Source organism: Kitasatospora sp. NPDC059795 (assembly GCF_042732175.1).
Classification (GTDB): domain Bacteria; phylum Actinomycetota; class Actinomycetes; order Streptomycetales; family Streptomycetaceae; genus Kitasatospora.
The window spans coordinates 245,519-263,989 of sequence record NZ_JBHWID010000002.1 but is presented as its reverse complement, the minus strand read 5'-3'; the positions used below and the strand labels follow the sequence as shown (position 1 = coordinate 263,989).

Below are 18,471 nucleotides of genomic sequence, written 5' to 3'. Positions count from 1 at the left end.
ACGACAGCGCCGCCCGCCCCCGGTTGGAAGGGGACGGGCGGCGCTGTCGTCGATCGGGCGTCAGTCGGTCTTGATGCTGCTCAGGATGTCCATCCGGGAGGCCCGGCGGGCCGGCCAGAGGGCGGCGACGATGCCGACCAGGGCGGCCAGGGCGAGGAACAGCAGCACACTGCCGTAGGGGATCACGGTGGTCAGGCCCTTCAGGTCGGAGGAGAGCACCCGGGTCGCGGCCCAGGCCAGGAACACGCCGAGCCCGACACCGACCAGGGCGCCGAAGACCGAGATCACCACGGACTCCAGGCGGACCATCCGCTTGATGCCGCGCCGGTCCAGACCGATCGCCCGCAGCATGCCGATCTCGCGCTTGCGCTCGAACACCGACATCGCCAGCGTGTTGATGACACCGAGGACGGCGACGATCACCGCCATGCCCAGCAGGCCGTACATGATGTTCAGCGCGGTGGTGATGATGCGGCTGAACTGGTCGACCATGTCCTTCTCGGTCAGCACCTCGATCACCGGGTTGCGGCCGGTCGCGTCCTTGATGGACTGCTTGAGCTCGGCGGACGGGCCGTTGGCGCCCTTGACCATGATCTCGTTGACGTAGGCGTCGGGCTCGTACTGGTCGATCAGCGCGTTGGGGGCGATGACCGGCGACAGGCTGTCGTTGCGCTGGAAGACGCCGCCGACGGTGACGTCCGCCGTCTTGCCCTCGGCCACCTCGATCTTGACGGTGGAGCCCTGGGTCACGTTGTGCTTCGCGGCGTACTCGTCGTTGACCAGGATCTGGCCCTGCTTCAGCGCGCCGGTGGAGCCGGAGTTCAGGTCGATCTTCACCAGCTGGTCGAAGGCGGCGGCGTCCAGGCCCGTGACGGCCCGGTCCTCGCCGTCGACCGTCCACATCACGTTCGCAACCGGGCTGACGGCGGTCACGCCGTTCGCCTTGGCGATCAGGCCGGGCAGGTCACGGGAGAGCTCGTGGCCGTTGGCCATCGAGACCACGTAGTCGGCGTTCATCGAGCCGCTGACCATCTTGGTGACGGTGGTGGTGACGGAGCTGCCGATCACGGTCAGCGCGGTGACCAGGGTCAGACCGATGGTCAGCGCGGCCGCGGTGCTGGCGGTGCGGCGCGGGTTGCGGACGGCGTTCAGCCGGGCCAGCTTGCCGGGGGTGCCGAACACCTTGCCGAGCAGCGGGCCGACCAGGGCGACCACCGGGCGGGACAGCAGCGGCAGCAGGACGAACACGCCGATCAGGGTGAACGGGGCGCCGATCTCCAGCATGGCGCGGGCGCCGTCGCCCTTGCCGAACGCGCCGGCCAGGATCAGTGCGATGCCGCCGCCGGCGATCACCGCGCCGATCGAGTTGCGGATCACCAGGCCGCGCTGGGTGCTGGGCAGGTCGCCCGCGCTCATCGCCGCCACCGGGGGGATCCGGGAGGCGCGGATCGCGGGGAACAGCGCGGACAGCACGGTGACCACGATGCCGACGATCAGGGTGGTGACCACGGTGACCGGGGCGATCACCAGCGAGCCGGTGGGCATGCCCTCGTTCATGGAGTGGATCAGGGACTGCATGCCCGCGCCGATGCCGACACCGGCGAGCAGGCCGGCCGCGGAGGAGAGCACGCCGATCAGCAGCGCCTCGACCAGCACCGACTTGGTGACCTGGGCCCGGCCGGCGCCGACCGCGCGCAGCAGCGCCAGTTCCTTCAGGCGCTGGGCGATCAGCATGGTGAAGGTGTTGACGATGATGAAGATGCCGACGAACAGCGAGATGCCGGCGAACACCAGCAGCATGGTCTTGGTGCCCTTGACCGAGTCGGCGACCATCTTGGCCTGGTCGTCCTTGAGCTGCTGGCCGGTCTCCAGCGAGACCGAGTCGGCGGGCAGCTTGGCCCGGACGGCGTCCAGCAGGGCGCTCTCCGAGGTGCCGGGCTTGGCGGTCAGCACGATCGAGCTGTAGCGGCCGGGCTCCAGCATGCGCTGCTGGGCGGTGGCGGTGTCCATCAGGACCAGCGTGCCGCCGGAGGTGACCTGCGGGTCGTCGGTGGTGAAGACGCCGACCAGGGTGACGTCCTCGGCGGCGCCGTTGCCGGCCACCCGGATCTTGTCGCCGACGTGGTAGCCGGTCTTGTCGGCGGCCTGCTGGTTGAGCGCGACCTCGCCGGCCGTCTTCGGGCCGCGGCCCTGTGCGATCGGGTAGCGCGGGTCCTGGCCGGAGCCGTCGGGCACGAAGTTGGTGCCTCGGGCGCTCCACGCCTCGCCGACCAGGTTGCCCTTCTTGTCGGCGACGCCGGTGAACGCGTAGACCACGCCGCGGGCCCGCTCGACGCCCGGCAGGGCGGTCAGGTCCTTGAGGGTGGCGTCGTTCAGCGTCTCGCGCTTCTTCTGGTCCGGCGTCTGCGCGCCGTCGTTGTGGTTGAGGTTGCCGACGCGGTGGTCGGAGACCTGCACCGAGACGTCGGAGTAGCTCTTGGAGAAGCTGTTGCTCATGGCCTGGCCCATGGTGTCCGAGAACACCAGGGTGCCGGCGACGAAGGCGGTGCCCAGCATGACGGCGAGTGCCGTCATCAGCAGTCGGCCCTTGTGGGCCAGCACATTGCGCAGTGCGGTGCGATACATGGGTCAGTCCTGGGGTGGTGTGGTCGGGTCGGCGCTGCTGTGGGCCGTCAGCTGGTGCGGCCCTTGGCGTCGAAACGACGCATCCGGTCGAGGACGGAGTCGGCGGTGGGGTTGGCCAGCTCGTCGACGATCCGGCCGTCGGCGAGGAACACCACGCGGTCCGCGTAGGAGGCGGCGACCGGGTCGTGGGTCACCATCACCACGGTCTGGCCGAGTTCGCGCACCGAGTTGCGCAGGAAGGAGAGGATCTCGGCGCCGGAGCGGGAGTCCAGGTTGCCGGTGGGCTCGTCGGCGAAGATGATCTCCGGCTTGGAGGCCAGCGCCCGGGCGCAGGCGACGCGCTGCTGCTGGCCGCCGGACAGCTGCGCCGGGCGGTGCGAGAGCCGGCCGGAGAGGCCGACGGTCTCCACCACGCGGTCCAGCCAGGGCTTGTCGACCTTGCGGCCGGCGATGTCCATCGGCAGCGTGATGTTCTCCAGCGCGGTGAGCGTCGGCAGCAGGTTGAACGCCTGGAAGATGAAGCCGATCTTGTCGCGGCGGAGCTTGGTCAGCTGCTTGTCCTTCAGGCCGACCAGCTCGGTGTCGCCGATGGTCGCCGAGCCGGAGCTGACGGTGTCCAGGCCCGCCATGCAGTGCATCAGGGTGGACTTGCCGGAGCCCGAGGGGCCCATGATCGCGGTGAACTCGCCCTGGCCGAAGGAGACCGAGACGTTGTCGAGCGCGACGACGCGGGTGTCGCCTTCGCCGTAGACCTTGTTGAGACCGGTGGCGCGGGCCGCCGCCAGACCGGTGTGGGCTGCGTACGCGGTCGAGGTGCTCACGAAGGGGACTCCTTGTCCGGGAGGTGCTGGGATCGTCACTGGAGGGCGGTCCGCACGTACGTCGACCGCTACTCCATCCTCTCCTTCGTGATCATGGAATTCGTCGATCCGTCGAACGGTTGCCGCCCCGCCCGCAGGCGTACGGACCCCGCCGGGGTCTCCTCCTTCGGTATGACTCGCACCCCGAGAGCCCGCGGTGGCCGAGAAGCGCCGAAGGGTGGCCGAAATGACAGACGCTTCGTCAGATCGCATGGAAGCATGACAACTTCCGTCCCAGGAAATATGCGAAACCCTCGCCCGGCCGACTAGGCTCAGTGGTCGAGCTCATTGCGCTCCCAGGCCCAGATGGTGGAACGCAGACACGGGCAGCTTAAAACTGCTTGGCCGGAAGGCCGTGCCGGTTCGAGTCCGGCTCTGGGCACCAGTCTGCATATATGCCGTGACCTGCGGTGATGGCCCGACTACGGGCCACCGCGCAGCGGCCTGCGGCGGGGAGTGCCCGGCCGCCCCGCCGGTGCCGGAACCGTGCCGCGTGCGGGCAGGCCCGCGGCCCGGCCGGGGTCGCCCGGCCGGGCCGTCGGTCGGTCCGGGTCAGTTGGCCGTGATCGACAGTGCGTGGTGGAACACGTTGGTCGGGTCCCAGACGGCCTTCACCTGCTGCAGACGGGGGTAGTTGCCCTTGTAGTAGAGCGTCTGCCAGGACACGCCGGAGGTGTTCCACTGCGGGTCGGCGAGGTCGACGTCCGGGTAGTTGATGTAGGAGCCGTCGTTGGCCGCGTTGCTGACCGGCACGCCGCCGGTGGCGGCGTACACGTCCCGGTAGAGCGCGCGCATCCAGGCCACGTGGCGGGCGTCCTGGGAGGGGTCGGCCCAGTAGGTGGTGAAGTTGGCCTTGAGGATCGAGTCGCGCTGCGGCATCGCGGTGGCGTCGGGGGCGACGGCGTTGGCCCGGCCGCCGTAGGAGTAGAGCAGGATCGACGCGTGCCCGTCGTAGCCGGGGTCGGAGAGGTACTGGTACAGGGTCGATATCTGGCCGGCGTCCCAACCCTTGCGCAGGTAGGCGCCCTTGGACTTGGTGCGGTTGAACGCGCCGGTGTCGTACGGGTCCTTGAGGGTGGCCTTCAGCCACGGCGAGGTGGACTGGGTGCGGGCGGCGGGCGCCTGGACGCCGGCCGAGACCGCGTCGAGGTAGCCGGTCATCAGGCCGGCCGGGTTGGCGACGGTGCCGTCGATCTGGGCGCTGAGGGTCAGGGTGCCGACCGCGGCGTTGCCGAGGATCAGCACGCTGTGCAGGCCGGCGTAGGGCGAGCCGTCGGCGCTGTTGGCGGCGTGCCAGGCGCCGTGGTTGCGGACGACGGCGGCGAAGTCGGCCGCGTTCAGGTCGCTCCACTTCCACACCGCGGTGGCCTTCAGCAGGGTGGCCGGGGGCTTGGGCAGCAGCCCGGCCGGGTCGGTGCCGGTGGCGCCGGGGGTGCGGAACCAGTAGCGGGTGACCACGCCGAAGTTGCCGCCGCCGCCACCGGTGTGCGCCCACCACAGCTCGCGGTTGGCGTCGCCCGGGTCGCTGGTGGCGACCACCGCACGGGCGGTGCCGGAGGCGTCCACCACGACCACCTCCAGCGCGTACAGGTGGTCGACGATCGAGCCGTAGGCGCGGCAGAGCGCGCCGTAGCCGCCGCCGGTGACGTGGCCGCCGACGCCGACGGTCGGGCAGGTGCCGCCGGGGACGGTGACGCCGAAGTCGAGGTAGAGGGTGCGGTAGACGTGGCCCAGGGTGGCGCCGGCCTCGACCATGAAGGCGCGGCGGGCGGAGTCGTAGGAGACCGCGTTCATCTCGGACGTGTCGATCAGCGTCCGCACCGCGGGGTCGTCGACCAGTCCGTCCAGGCAGTGGCCGCCGCCGCGGACGGCGATCCGCCGCCCGCCCTGCACCGCCTCGTTCACCACCGCGATCACCTGCGCGGTGGTGTACACCACGCGCACCGAGTCGGGCTGTCCGACGAAGCGTCCGTTGTAGCCGCGCGAGGTGAGGTCGAGGTAGCGCGGGTCGGTGGGCGGGATGGTGCGGGCGGGCGGTGTCCACAGCGCGGCCGAATCGACAGTGCTGTTGACAGAGTCGGCGGCAAAACTGTCAATCGCGGGGAGCGCGACAGTGCCGCCGAGCGCGGCAGCCACCCCGAGGAACCCGCGACGAGTCGTTTCAGCCAAGGTCAACACCAACCCTTTCCCATTGTCGCGGCCGTCCCGCCGAATGGCCGGAATACGCGCGATCGGAACGAATACAGGGCACGATACGCAGCCCCGTCGGCGGGCCGTCGCCCACCGCGGGCCGGATACGGTACTGCGTCAGGTGCGGTGGGCGACTATCGGATACCCGGGCTTTTCGGAGGGGCGAGTTCCGGTCAGTACCGGGCGGTGTGCAGGATGGGCCAGCCGCGGTCGCGGGCCAGTTCCGTCATCAGCGGATCGCGGCCGACCACCCGCGGATTGCCGACCACCCGCAGGATGGTGAGGCCCTCGCGGCGGTCGCCGTACGCGAAGCACTGGGCCGGGTCCAGGCCGAGCCGGGCCATCGCCTCCACCACCACCTCGGAGCCCGCCTCGTCCGGCGCGTCCGTGTACAGCACCAGATCCGCCGCCAGACCGGCGCCCGAGACGGTCGCCCGGCCGACGGCCGGACGGGCGGCGGGGACGCCGGGCGACGGACCGTCGGCGACGCAGACCAGCAGGTCGCCGGCCGAGCGATGGTGGGCCGCGGCCTCCAGCACGGTGAGTGCCGAGCCGGCCGACAGCAGGTTGTATCTCACGTCGAAGAATGCCGCGCGGCGGCCACGCCGGATGATCACGCTCCTCCGTTCCCGTACTGCTCCCGCTCTGTTCGCGCGCGGGGCGCTACCAACCGGGTAATCATGCCGCACGCATTTGCCGTCGTGAAGTCTCGACTTCGGCGGCAGCAGATTCCCTATTCCTGGCGGAATAGCATTCCGGCCGATATTGATTCGGTCCCCGCTCGTCACGGGGCACATGACATGGGCATGCCCATGAACTTTACAGCCTCCCTTGACACGATTTGACATCTGGTGTTGTATCTGCCGCACCAAGGTCGCCTAGTCAGGGGAAGCGAGATGGCCGAGCGAGACGGCGGGACGGTCGGGATCATCCTGGCCGGCGGACGAGGAGAACGCGCGAAGCCCATCACCCTCGAGTCCGCGGACTACATCCGGAGCAAGGCGCTGATCCCGTTCGCGGGCCGACGGCTGATCGAGTGGGTCATCGACGCCTGCCGCGAGCAGGGCATCCGCCGCTTCTACGTGGTGGCGCAGGGCCTGGAGAACCGCAGCCAGATCAAACTGCTGCTGGGCCACGGCGAGCAGTACGGGGTCGAAGTGCGCTATTCGCGCTCCAGCTTCGACCGGTACAACGTCGGGTCCGGCGCCGCCACCCTGCACAACCTGGAGCAGTGGGACCTCACCGAGCGGGCGCTGGTGCTCCCGGTCGACTCGGTCTTCGACTTCTCGCTCGCCGAGCTGGAGGCCACCCACGAGGCGACCGGCGCCGTGGTCACCGTGGCCGCGGTGGCCCGCAGCCCGCTCGAAGTGGCCGGCAAGTACGGCGCGATGCGCACCGACGCCGACGGCCTGGTCTCCGGCTTCGTCGAGAAGCCCAGCCTGGCCCGGGTGCACGAGATCTTCCCGGAGGCGACCAGCGACAACTGCGCCCTGGTGCCCACCAACGCGGGCATGTACCTGGTGGACTGCCGTCGGCTGCGGCTGGCCGCCCGGGAGCCGCAGCTGATGCGGCAGGCCCAGCAGCGCCTGGACTGGGGCGGCGACCTGCTGCCCTGGCTGGTCGAGCACGGCCGCGCGGTGGCCGCGCACCACATCGCCCGGCTCGGCGACCTCGGCAACGTCGAGGACTACCTGGTGACGCTGCGCCAGGTGCTGGCCGGCGACTTCCACCAGATGAACCAGCTGATGCCCGAGCCGCGCAGCGACCGCCCGCGGTACTGGATCCACGAGAGCAGCCTGCACACCAAGGACGACGTCTCCGGCACCACCCTCGCCGACAAGATCGCCAGCGGCGACGTGGTGATCGGCCAGGGCGTACGGATCGGCCGGCACGTCACCATCGGCTCCGGCGTCCGGCTGGAGCACGCCGACATCGGCGACGGAGCGGAGCTGCGCGAGGGCGCCCGGTTGAGCGGAACCTCGCTCGGCGACTCCTCGATGGTCGGCCCGTACGCCCGGATCAGCGACTCCTACATCGGTCCGATGGCCGACATCCACTCCACCCGGGACAACCCGGTCCGGATGGACGGCTACTGCGCGGTCGGCGACGGCGTGCACGTCTGGCAGGGCACCCGCCTCACCGGGGTGAGCATCTATCCGCGGCTGCGGGTGCCGGCCCTGGCCAACCTGCCCTCGGGCACCCGGCTGACCAACTCCGACGACATCCTGCGCTGGATCTGAGCACACCCGAGCAGCCCGACAGACCCCGAGCAAGCCCGAGAGACGAGGAGCAAGCGATGGACAACCCCGTGGCGGTGATCGGCGGCTCGGGACGGCTGGGCCGCCTGATCGCCCAGCGTCTGCTGGACCGCGGCGAACCGGTCCGCGCGATCGGCCGCAGCGTGCAGCACGCCCGGCGCAGCCTGCCGCCCGGCGCGCTCTACTTCGAGGGCGACGTCCGCCGGCCGGAGACCCTGATCGAACCGCTGGCCGGCACCTCGGCCCTGGTCTACTGCGTCGCCCCGGGCACCGCCGACAGCGGCCCGGACCGGCCGGAGACCACCGTCTACCAGGGCGTGCGCAACGCCCTGGCGGCCGTCGCCGAGGGGGGCCACCGCCCCCGGGTGGTGCTGGTCAGCCAGATCCACGCCACCCACCTGGCCCACCCGCTGAACGCCTACGGCCGGGTGCTGGAGTGGCGGCTGGCCGGCGAGAACGCGGTCCGCGAATCCGGCCTGCCGTACACCGTGATCCGGCCGGGCTGGCTCACCGACACCCGGGAGGCGGGCGAGCGGGTCCGGCTGGAGCAGGGCGACCAGGGCTTCGGCCAGGTCTCCCGGCCGGACCTGGCCGAGGCCTGCGTCCAGGCGCTGCTCCAGCCGGCCGCGGACGGCGTCACCTTCGAGATCTTCAACGAGCCCGGCAGCACCTTCCCGGCGTGGAGCGAGGCGTTCGCCGGGCTCCAGGGCGACCGGACCCCGGTGGGCTGACGCCGACATGAGCGAACACCACGAGACTCGCAGGGCCGAGATCGAGGCGGCCGAGATCGGACCCGGTCACGCCCAGCCGCTCGGCGCCACGCTCGACGGCGACGGCGACGGCGTCAACTTCTCCCTCTACTCCGAGCACGCCACCCGGGTCGACCTGCTGCTCTTCACCCACCACGAGGACCTGGTGCCGACCCGGGTGATCCCGCTCGACCCGGAGCGGCACCGCAGCTACCACTTCTGGCACTGCCACCTCTCCGGCCTGACCAAGGGCCAGGTGTACGCGTACCGGGTCGACGGCCCCCGCCGCACCAAGGACTCCGGCACCTTCTTCAACCCCCGCAAGGTGCTGATCGACCCGTACGCCCGCGCCAACGTCAACTCGCTGTGGGACCGCACCCGGGCGATCGGCACCGAGGACAACTGCGCGTACTCGATGCGCAGCATGGTGGTCGACCTGGACGGCTACGACTGGGAGGGCGACGAGCCGCTGCGCACCCCGCTGGCGGACACCGTGATCTACGAGATGCACGTGGGCGGGCTGACCGCCTCGCCGTCCTCGCACGTGGTCCACCCCGGCACCTTCAACGGGGTGGTGGAGAAGATCCCGTACCTGAAGGAGCTCGGCGTCACCGCGGTCGAGCTGCTGCCGATCTTCGACTTCGACGAGCGGCAGGTGCTGCGGATCGGGCCGAACGGCGCGCCGCTGTACAACTACTGGGGCTACGACCCGTTCGGGTTCTTCGCGCCGCACACCGGCTACTGCTCGGACCCGTGCGAGTGCACCCACATCACCGAGTTCCGCGACATGGTGAAGGCGCTGCACCGGGCCGGCATCGAGGTGATCCTCGACGTGGTCTTCAACCACACCTCGGAGGGCAACGAGAACGGCCCGGTGATCAGCTTCCGCGGCCAGGCCAACGAGGTGTACTACCACCTGTGGCCGCAGGACCGCCGGCACTACATGGACTTCACCGGCTGCGGGAACGCGATCAACGCCAACCACCCGGCGGTGGCCAAGTTCGTCATCGAGTGCCTGGAGTACTGGGTGACCGAGCACCACGTCGACGGCTTCCGCTTCGACCTGGCCTCGGAGCTCTCGCGCGGGGCCGGCGGCTACGAGATGGACGTGCCGCCGGTGCTGTGGGGGATCGAGCTGTCCGGGATCCTCTCCGAGTCGAAGATCATCGCCGAGCCGTGGGACGGCGGCGGCCTCTACCAGGTCGGCCGTTTCCCGGGGAAGCGCTGGGCCCAGTGGAACGGCCCGTACCGGGACGACATCCGACGCTTCGTGCGCGGCGACGCCGGCCTGGTCGGCACCGTCGCCACCCGGCTCGGCGGCTCGCCCGACCTGTTCGGCCGGAACGGCGAACTGCCCACCAACAGCATCAACTTCATCACCTGCCACGACGGCTTCACGCTCAACGACCTGGTCAGCTACAACGAGAAGCACAACTGGGCCAACGGCGAGGCCGACGCGGACGGCGCCCACGAGAACTTCAGCTGGAACTGCGGCGTGGAGGGCCCCAGCGACTCGGCGGACGTCGAGCGGCTGCGGGTGCGTCAGATCAAGAACCACCTCGCGGTGCTGCTGCTCAGCCGGGGCGTGCCGATGCTGCTGGCCGGCGACGAGTTCCGCAACAGCCAGGGCGGCAACAACAACGCGTACTGCCAGCACAACGAGACCGCCTGGCTGGACTGGAACCAGGCCGAGAAGGAGACCGAGGTCCGGGACTTCTTCCGGAACATGACCGCCCTGCGCCGGCGCTTCCGCGCGGTGCGCGAGGCCCGGTTCTTCTCCGGCCGCACCAACCCCCGCGGCCTGCCCGACGTCACCTGGCACGGCACCCGGCTGGAGCAGCCGGGCTGGGACGACCCGCAGGCCAGGGTGCTGGCGCTCACCCTGGCCGGCTTCGACGGCGACCCGGACCTGCACGTCGTCCTCAACATGTTCCACCTGGGCCTGGACTTCGAGCTGCCGTCGATCGACGGCCACCGGTGGGCCCGCCTGGTGGACACCGCGCAGGGCGCCGGCGAGGACGTCCTCGCCCCCGGCGCCGAGGCACCCGTCCCCGGCCACACCTTCCATGCCCAGGGCCGCAGTGTCGTCGTCCTGGCGGCGCTGCCCGATGAGGGAGGAACGCACCGATGAACGCACCCGACACCCGGCGGATGTACTCCGACAGCATCGCCGGTTATGTCACCAACTACGACCCCGCGCACGACCGGTTCGGCCTGCGGACCTCGGACGGGCGCGAGTTCACCATCCACCTGAACGGCTTCCTGAGCTCCGAGATCGTCCGCAACCTCGGCGACGGCCCGCGCGACACCGGCGAGGCCACCCGCGACATGCTGGCCGAGGGCCGGTACGTCTTCGTCTACGGCCTGTTCTACCGCTGGGACGGCGGCGAGCGGATCGAGGCCCGGCAGATCACCTTCCCGGAGACCAGCCGCGGCAACTACGTCTTCGAGCACCCCAATTGGTGGGTGCAGCAGGCGGCCGAGATCGCCGACTTCTACCTGCGCGGCCACTTCCCGGACGGCCCCGACAAGGACGGCCGGTACGACTGGCGCAACTTCCGCACCCGGCTCACCCTGAGCGGCACCCACGTCCCGGACTTCACCGGCGAGGACGTGCGGCAGGAGACCGACACCATCTCCCGGCTGGTCTACGGCCTGGCCACCGCCTTCCTGCTCACCGGCGAGGAGCGGTTCTTGAGCGCCGCCGAGTCCGGCACCGAGTACCTGCGCGAGCACATGCGGGTCGCCGACGACTCGGAGGGCGTCGTCTACTGGTACCACGGCATCGACATCACCGAGGCCGGCCAACGCAAGGTCTACGCCTCGGAGTTCGGCGACGACTTCGACGCCATCCCGATGTACGAGCAGATCTACGCGCTGGCCGGGCCGACCCAGACCTACCGGATCACCGGCGACCCGCGGATCCTCGACGACATCGACCGCACGGTCGCCCTGTTCGAACGCTTCTTCCGGGACGAGGACCAGGGCGGCTTCTTCTCCCACCTCGACCCGATCACCATGGACCCGCGGGCCGACTCGCTCGGCCGCAACCGGTCCCGCAAGAACTGGAACTCGATCGGCGACCACGCCCCGGCGTACCTGATCAACGCCTATCTCGCCACCGGCCGGGAGGACTTCTCCAAGCTGCTGGAGGAGACCGCGGACACCATCGCCGAGCGCTTCCCCGACGAGCCGGCCAGCCCGTTCGTCCAGGAGCGCTTCCACGGCGACTGGAGCGCCGACCGGACCTGGGGCTGGCAGCAGAACCGCGCGGTGGTCGGCCACAACCTCAAGATCGCCTGGAACCTGACCCGGATCCGCGCCCTGCACGACAAGGAGCGCTACTCCGAACTGGCCGAGCGGATCGCCGAGTTGATGCCGCCGGTCGGCAGCGACCAGCAGCGCGGCGGCTGGTACGACGTGGTGGAGCGGGTGGCCGACCCGGACACCGGCGCCCACCACCTGGTCTGGCACGACCGCAAGGCCTGGTGGCAGCAGGAGCAGGCGATCCTCGCCTACCTGATCCTGGCCGGCGTCTCCGGCGACCCGGAGCACCGCCGCCTGGCCCGCGAGTCGGCGGCCTTCTACAACGCCAACTTCCTCGACTACGACGACGGCGGCGTGTACTTCAACGTGCTGGCCAACGGCATCCCGTACCTGCTCGGCACCGAGCGGCTCAAGGGCAGCCACTCGATGGCCGGCTACCACGCGCTGGAGCTGTGCTACCTGGCCGCCGCCTACACCGGCCTGCTGATCACCTCGGCGCCGCTCACCCTGCACTTCCGGCCGCAGCCCGGGGCCTTCCCGGACCGCCTGCTGCGGGTGTCGCCCGACCTGCTGCCGGCCGGCTCGGTCCAGATCGACCGGGTGTGGATCGACGACGAGCCGTACGAGGACTTCGACCCCAAGCAGCTGACCGTCCGGCTGCCGCTGAGCAACCGTCCGCTGAAGGTCCGGGTGGACGTCGAGCCGGCCGACATGCGGCTGCGGGTCTCCAGCGACTTCGACGGGAAGACCGCGCACATCCACTGCGAGGGCGTGATCGACCGCGAGGAGCTGGAGAAGTTCCGCCGCTGCCTGACCGAGGCGCTGTCGGTGGAGCCCCGCCGGGTGGAGTTCCACCTCTGCAAGGTGACCGAGATCGGCCGCCCGGCCATCAACGAACTGCTGTTCCAGCGCGCCAAGATGGGCCTTGAGGTCGACTTCGTGATCGTCGGTTGCAGTCTCCCCGAGGTCACCCAGGCCCTGCTGGCCACCGACGCCTTCCTGGTCGACGACGACCGGACCTGCGTCACGGACTGACGTCGCCCCGCCCCCGCCGCCCCCACCCGGCGGGAGCCGGGCCCGCCCCGCCCCCGCCGGCCCCACTCCGGCGGGGGCGGAGCCCGGCCCGACCGCCATCGCGCCAGAACCTCACCCAAGGATCGATGTGTCCATGATTTCGAACTTCCGTACACCGCACGCCGGCCTGCGGCAGGACGGAATCTCCGCATACTGCCACGAGCTCTTCAGCTGCTTCGCCCGCTCCGACCAACGGCGCTGGGGCGAGGTCTACCTCCGCGGCCTGCGCCAGGCGGACGGCCGCAAGACGCCCGCCAACATCTCCGAGCAGGTGCTCGGCCAACGCATGGTGCAGCCCATCCAACAGTTCGTCAACCAGTCCACCTGGGGGGTCGGCGAGGTCCGCCGCCGGCTCGCCGAGCTGGTCGCCTCGGCCGCCGCCCCGCACGCCTGGGCCGTCGACGACGTGGTGTTCGCCAAGAACGGCACCCGCTCGGCCGGCGTCGCCCGCCAGTTCGTCCCCACCGAGGGCCGCACCATGAACTGCCAACTGGCGATGGCCACTTCGCTGATCCACCCGCACGGCGCCCAGCCGGTCACCTGGCAGCTGGCACTGCCCCGGCACTGGGACACCGACCTGGAACTGCGCACCCAGGCCCACCTCCCCGAGGAGGCCCGGCACCTGCCGCGCTGGCAGCACCTGCTCGACTCGGTCGACGAGATACTGGGCTGGGACGTGCCCAGCGCCCCCGTGCTCGCCGACTGGAGCAACGAGAAGGAGGTCGAGCCGCTGCTGCTCGGCCTGGAGGAACGCGGGCTCGGCTACCTGGTCCAGGTCGGCGCCGGCACCGCGCTGCCCGCCTGCGCCACCGGTGCCCAGCGGGCCCTGCCGGTCACCCACGGCGGCCACGGCGCCCAGCCGGTGCGCCGGCCGGCCGCCACCGTCCGGCGGCGGGCCGCCGAGCTCGCCGACGAGCTGGTCCCGCAGGGCGAGCGCGCGGTGCTGGCCTGGCGGGAGGAGCCGACCGCACGGGTGCGGCACTCGCAGTTCCTGGTGGTCCCGCTCACCGACGGGCGCAGCGCCCGCCGCGGCCGCTTCGCCGAGCTGGTGCCCGCCGCGCCCCGCCACCTGGTGGTCGAGTGGCCGTTCGGGCGCTCCCAGCCGCGCACCTACTGGGTGACCAACCTCCCGGTGCACCGACTGCCCGAACTGGTCGCCCTGGCCGAGCTGCGCGGCCGCTCCGCCGACACCGTCGAACGGCTGCACCGCGACTACGGCCTCGGCGACTTCGAGGGCCGCTCCTACCGCGGCTGGCACCACCACGTCACGCTGGTCGCCGCCGCCCACGGCTACGACCTGCTGGACCGGCTGGCCGACCTGGAGTCCGCCCGCGAGACCTCGGCCACCGGCTGACCGGCACCATCGGCGCCGTCGGCGGTGCAGCCGGCGGCGTCGGTGCTTCGGGGGCGGCCCGACGGGCCGCCCCCGAGTGTCGCGTCCGGTGGCGCGTCCGGGCCCGGCTCAGCGCGCCGCGCCGAACGGCACCCCGGTCAGCTCTTCGCTCAGCAGGCGCAGTCGCGCCCGCGCGCTGCTCTCGTAGGCCTGGCTGCTGGCCCGGGCCTCGTCGGAGCGGTTGAAGTACCGTCCGGTCACCCCGTCCAGCGCCGGGTCGGTGACCAGCCGCAGGGTGTGCCGCACGCCCTCGGCGACGGTGCTCTGCGGGGTGAAGAGGTTGACCACCATCTTGGTGGGCATGTACGACGCCGGGTGCAGCGCGTTGACCGTCACCCCGGTGCCGGCGAGCGCCTCGGCCAGGTCGAAGGTCAGCATGATCTGGGCCAGCTTGGCCTGGCAGTACGCCTGGACGCCGTCCCAGCGGCGGCGCAGCATCACGTCGTCGAAGTTGATGGGCGCCTGGCCGGCCGAGGTGACGTTGACGATCCGGGCGGGCGCGGAGAGGGCCAGCAGCGGGGCGAGGCGCACCGCCAGCACGTACGCGGCCAGGTAGTCGACCTGGAAGGTCATCTCGTGGCCGTCCCAGCTCTCCTGGCGGTCGAGCTCGACGCCGATGCCGGCGTTGTTGACCAGCGCGTCGAGCCGCTCCAGGCCGGACACCCGCTCGGCCAGCTTGTGGACGTCGGAGAGCCGGGCGAAGTCCGCCAGCAGGTAGCTGATCCGGTCGTTGCCGGTCTCGGCGCGCAGCTCGGCGAGGAGGGCGTCGCCGCGTTCCTGGCTGCGGCCGTGCAGTACCAGGGTGGCGCCCTGGGCGGCGAGTTCGCGGGCCATGGCGCGGCCGAGGCCGTCGGTGGCGCCGGTGATGAGGACGGTCTGTTCTTCGATGGGGGTCACAGCAGCCTCCGGGGTCTGGAGAAGGGCGCTGCCCGGAAGCGCCGTCGGTGCTTCCGGGCAGCAGATGGCCGATCAGACGATCGGGTGGCCACTGGCGGTGGTCTCCGGGACGTTCTCCTTGACGTCCCAGTGCTCCGCGATCAGGCCGCCCTCGATGCGGAAGACGTCCACCACGGCCATGCCGCGGTCGCCGTCCTGCGCGGTGAAGTGGCTGTGCACGAAGACCAGGTCGTGGTCGGAGGCGATCCGCTGGATCGTGAACCGGCCTTCCGGGACCTGGGTCTTGAAGCCGGCGACGAAGTCGACCACCGGCTTGCGGCCGTCGGGCAGGTTGGGGTTGTGCTGGACGAGGTTCTCGGCGAGGAAGCGGTCGGCCTCGTCGGCCTTGCCCTCGTTCCAGACGGTGTCGAGGTAGTCGGTCACCAGCTGCTTGTTGTGCTCGGACATCGCGGATTCTCCCGTTCGTGGGTTTCGGTGGTGTCTGGTGGTCATGAGTTGGATGGTGCGGGGACCGGTGCCTCGGCCGAGACCGGGGCCGCCGGAGCCTTGGTGCCGCGACCGGACAGCACGTGCGCGCCGGCTGCCGCGACGAGCAGCAGCAGGGCGAGCCCGGGCATCAGGGTCGCGCCGACGGAGGGCAGGAAGGTGGAGCCGAGCAGGCTGCCCAGGCTCATGCCCAGGTACAGCGCGGAGGCGTTCAGCGCCAGGATCAGCGCCGGGTGGGCGGGCAGGACGGCGATCAGCCGGGCCTGCTGCGGGGCCTGGTACATCTGGCTGAAGAAGGCCCAGACGGCGAACAGCACCAGGCCGGCGACCGTCAGCTTCGGGGTGACGACCAGCAGGGCCAGGGCCACGCCCAGGCCGGCCAGCGACACCGTGATGGTGCGGGTGCCGCCGAGCTTCTCGCTGATCCGCGGCGCCAGCGCGTTGCCGAGCACGCCGACGACGCCGAAGGCCATCAGGGTGCCGGAGACCACTCCGGCGCTGGCGTCGAAGCGGGCCGCCAGGTAGGCGCCGGCCACGCCGTACACGGTGAACTGGGCGGCCATGAACAGCAGGGTGGTGGTGACGGTGGGCAGCGCGCCGGGGGTGCGCAGCGCGGCCCGGTAGGCCTGGGCGGTCGGCGGTTCGCCGGCCGGCAGGTCCGGTACCAGCACCGCCACCAGCACCAGGGACAGCAGCGAGAGCGCGCTGACGCCCAGCAGGGCCGGGCGCCAGCTCATCGTGGAGCCCAGGAAGGAGGCGAGCGGGACGCCGAGCACGGAGGCGGCGGTCATGCCGGCGAACACCGTCGCCAGGGCACGGTGGCGCCGCTCCGGTCCGACGATGGCCGCGCCGGCCGCCGAGGACGCCGGTCCGAAGATCGCCGCGCCGATCGCCCCGAGCACCCGGGTGAGGGTCATCGTGGTGTAGTCGGGGGCGACGGCGCTGAGCCCGCCGCCGACGGTGAGCAGCGCCAGGCCGAGCAGCAGGACCTTCTTGCGGTCCATCCGGCGCAGCAGCGCCGGCGCCGTCGGCGCGCCCACCGCGAAGGTGAGGGCGAACACGGTGACCAGCAGGCCGACGCTGGCCGGGGCGACCTCCAGGCTCTTGCCGATCGGGGCGTTGAGGCCGACGACGGCGAGCGAGATGGTGCCCAGGCTGAAGTAGCCGAGTGCCAGCGCGAGCAGGGCAGGGGTGGGGTTTCGAGGATTCACGGGACCTCGTTTCGCAGGTGGATTCCGGTGCACGGTGAGCAGATTCGGGTGACGGCATCGGCTGGGCGTGCCCGCGTCCAAAACGCTAGCCAGATGGCCGAAGTCCAGTGCTTGGACCGCTCCCCCGCAGAGCACTGTGAAAGGTCGTCAGCGGCACTACGTCAACTCGTGACCGGTGGGGACAGGACGGTGGAACAGCAGCGGTACGCGGCGCCCGGTGGCGACCAGCCAGTGCTCCAGGCCGCTGACCGCGACCAGCAGGACGGCGGTCGCGCCGAGCGTGGCGATCGCGGGCATGTGCGGGGCTCCGGCGGCCAGGCCGAGCAGGCACAGCCCGGCGCCGACCCGGGTGGCCGAGGCGGCGCCGAACATCCGCCAGCGGGTGTAGCCGAACGTCAGCGCGAAGATCGCGGCGCCGATCGGGAGCAGGGCCGCGCTCGGGTCGTGCGAGACGCCGGTGGGGTGGGCGACCGTGTTGCCGGTGCCGACCGCGACCAGCAGCAGGCCGAGCACCAGCACCAGGTGGCCGTAGCTGAGCACGTCGCGCACCACGGTGGCCGGGGTGCGGTGGGTCCGCATCGAGTGCTCGACGGCGGGAGCGGCGAGGTGGAAGTACAGCCACCACAGCGCGCCGCCGATCACGAAGCTGAGCACCAGCGCGGCGACCAGCGCGGCGGTGAGCGCCCCGGCCGAGGCGCGGGCCCCGACCGCGAGGATGTTCTCGCCGAGCGCGATGATGATGAACATGCCGAAGCGTTCCGGCAGATGGGCCGCGCTGTAGGTCATGGCGTGCAGCCGGCGGCTCATCACCGCGGGCAGCACCGCCTCGGCCAGAATGGCGGCGGCCCAGATCGCCGCCCGGGCCGGGCCGCTGACGAAGGCTCCGACGGTCAGCGCCAGCGCGAACACCACGCCGACCGAGTAGGGGTGGATGGTGCGGGCGAAGGGGCGTTCGCGGCGGGTGGCCTCGCCCATCAGCAGCCGCAGCACCAGGTAGGAGCCGGCGAACAGCGCCGCCCCCGCGTGCCCGGACATCGCGCTCGGCGCGGCCACGCCCATGCCGTAGGTGGCCAGGCCGGCGGCGAGCAGCAGCAGGCGCTCGACGTGGGTCTCCTCGACCATGGTGACGGCCAGCGCGACGTCCACCCAGGCCCACCACAGCGGGGTGAGCATCAGCAGGGCCTGGCCGAACGTCGCCCAGCTCGGCGAGTGGCCGATGATGTGGGTGGTCTGGCTGACGCCGAAGGCGAGCACGATGTCGTAGAACAGCTCCGCCCAGGTGGCCCGGGAGCGGGTGCCGTCGGCGGCGCGCTCGTGGCGGTGGTGGTGGAACATCTTCCTCACCCTCTCTGCGCGGACGCGGACGTCCGGGCGGTACGGGCAGCGGCCGGTCCGTCCGGCCGGCGCCCCCCGCGGGGGGGCCGCGCGGGCCCGCGGGGGGGGGGAGGGGGTGTAGATAAA

13 protein-coding genes and 1 tRNA gene are annotated in these 18,471 nt (G+C 71.3%); 6 read left to right on the top strand and 8 right to left on the bottom strand.

The annotated features are described in order from the left end of the window. Positions 1–60 precede the first annotated feature (60 nt). A complete protein-coding gene (locus ACFV4P_RS05130; RefSeq protein WP_380467525.1) occupies positions 61–2,625 on the bottom strand; it encodes an ABC transporter permease in 2,565 nt (854 codons plus the stop codon). 47 nt (positions 2,626–2,672) lie between these two features. After that, positions 2,673–3,446, bottom strand: a complete 774-nt coding sequence (locus ACFV4P_RS05125) for an ABC transporter ATP-binding protein (RefSeq protein ID WP_073811171.1) — start codon at positions 3,444–3,446, stop codon at positions 2,673–2,675. A 339-nt stretch (positions 3,447–3,785) separates the two neighbouring features. On the opposite strand from ACFV4P_RS05125, the gene ACFV4P_RS05120 reads away from it, so the two are divergent. Further along, positions 3,786–3,870 (top strand) — tRNA-Leu (locus ACFV4P_RS05120). Positions 3,871–4,037: 167 nt separating this feature from the next. Here ACFV4P_RS05120 and ACFV4P_RS05115 read toward each other — a convergent pair. Both ACFV4P_RS05115 and ACFV4P_RS05110 read right to left on the bottom strand, forming a co-directional pair. Then, positions 4,038–5,654, bottom strand: a complete 1,617-nt coding sequence (locus ACFV4P_RS05115; RefSeq protein ID WP_380467523.1) for an FAD-binding oxidoreductase — start codon at positions 5,652–5,654, stop codon at positions 4,038–4,040. 194 nt (positions 5,655–5,848) lie between these two features. Continuing rightward, positions 5,849–6,292 (bottom strand): hypothetical protein, encoded by a 444-nt coding sequence (locus ACFV4P_RS05110; protein WP_380467521.1) that lies wholly within the window; start codon positions 6,290–6,292, stop codon positions 5,849–5,851. 279 nt (positions 6,293–6,571) lie between these two features. Here ACFV4P_RS05110 and ACFV4P_RS05105 point away from each other — a divergent pair, with 279 nt between their 5' ends. From ACFV4P_RS05105 to ACFV4P_RS05085, 5 genes are all read left to right on the top strand, one after another. Continuing rightward, positions 6,572–7,915: a sugar phosphate nucleotidyltransferase gene (locus ACFV4P_RS05105; RefSeq protein ID WP_380467519.1), complete on the top strand. Its 1,344-nt coding sequence runs from the start codon at positions 6,572–6,574 to the stop codon at positions 7,913–7,915. A 56-nt stretch (positions 7,916–7,971) separates the two neighbouring features. Beyond that, complete coding sequence (locus tag ACFV4P_RS05100; RefSeq protein ID WP_380467517.1) at positions 7,972–8,664, top strand: SDR family oxidoreductase; 693 nt, start codon at positions 7,972–7,974, stop codon at positions 8,662–8,664. Positions 8,665–8,671: 7 nt separating this feature from the next. Continuing rightward, the gene (glgX, locus tag ACFV4P_RS05095; RefSeq protein ID WP_380467515.1) at positions 8,672–10,813 is read left to right on the top strand and encodes a glycogen debranching protein GlgX; all 2,142 of its coding nucleotides are present in this window, start codon (positions 8,672–8,674) and stop codon (positions 10,811–10,813) included. After that, positions 10,810–12,984: an AGE family epimerase/isomerase gene (locus tag ACFV4P_RS05090; protein WP_380467513.1), complete on the top strand. Its 2,175-nt coding sequence runs from the start codon at positions 10,810–10,812 to the stop codon at positions 12,982–12,984. The genes glgX and ACFV4P_RS05090 overlap by 4 nt, the downstream gene beginning before the upstream one ends. Positions 12,985–13,117: 133 nt before the next feature. Further along, on the top strand, positions 13,118–14,377 hold the full coding sequence (locus ACFV4P_RS05085; RefSeq protein WP_380467511.1) for an IS701 family transposase: 1,260 nt from the start codon (positions 13,118–13,120) through the stop codon (positions 14,375–14,377). Between the two features lie 108 nt (positions 14,378–14,485). Here the strand turns inward: ACFV4P_RS05085 and ACFV4P_RS05080 are convergent, their stop codons facing one another. From ACFV4P_RS05080 to ACFV4P_RS05065, 4 genes are all read right to left on the bottom strand, one after another. After that, positions 14,486–15,313 (bottom strand): SDR family NAD(P)-dependent oxidoreductase, encoded by an 828-nt coding sequence (locus ACFV4P_RS05080; RefSeq protein ID WP_073811185.1) that lies wholly within the window; start codon positions 15,311–15,313, stop codon positions 14,486–14,488. 72 nt (positions 15,314–15,385) lie between these two features. Further along, a complete protein-coding gene (locus ACFV4P_RS05075; RefSeq protein WP_380467509.1) occupies positions 15,386–15,760 on the bottom strand; it encodes a nuclear transport factor 2 family protein in 375 nt (124 codons plus the stop codon). Between the two features lie 41 nt (positions 15,761–15,801). Further along, positions 15,802–17,010 carry an MFS transporter gene (locus ACFV4P_RS05070; RefSeq protein ID WP_380467507.1) on the bottom strand — a complete coding sequence of 403 codons (1,209 nt, stop codon included), beginning with the start codon at positions 17,008–17,010 and terminating at the stop codon, positions 15,802–15,804. A 156-nt stretch (positions 17,011–17,166) separates the two neighbouring features. Continuing rightward, the gene (locus tag ACFV4P_RS05065; RefSeq protein ID WP_380467505.1) at positions 17,167–18,345 is read right to left on the bottom strand and encodes a low temperature requirement protein A; all 1,179 of its coding nucleotides are present in this window, start codon (positions 18,343–18,345) and stop codon (positions 17,167–17,169) included. Positions 18,346–18,471: the final 126 nt, after the last annotated feature.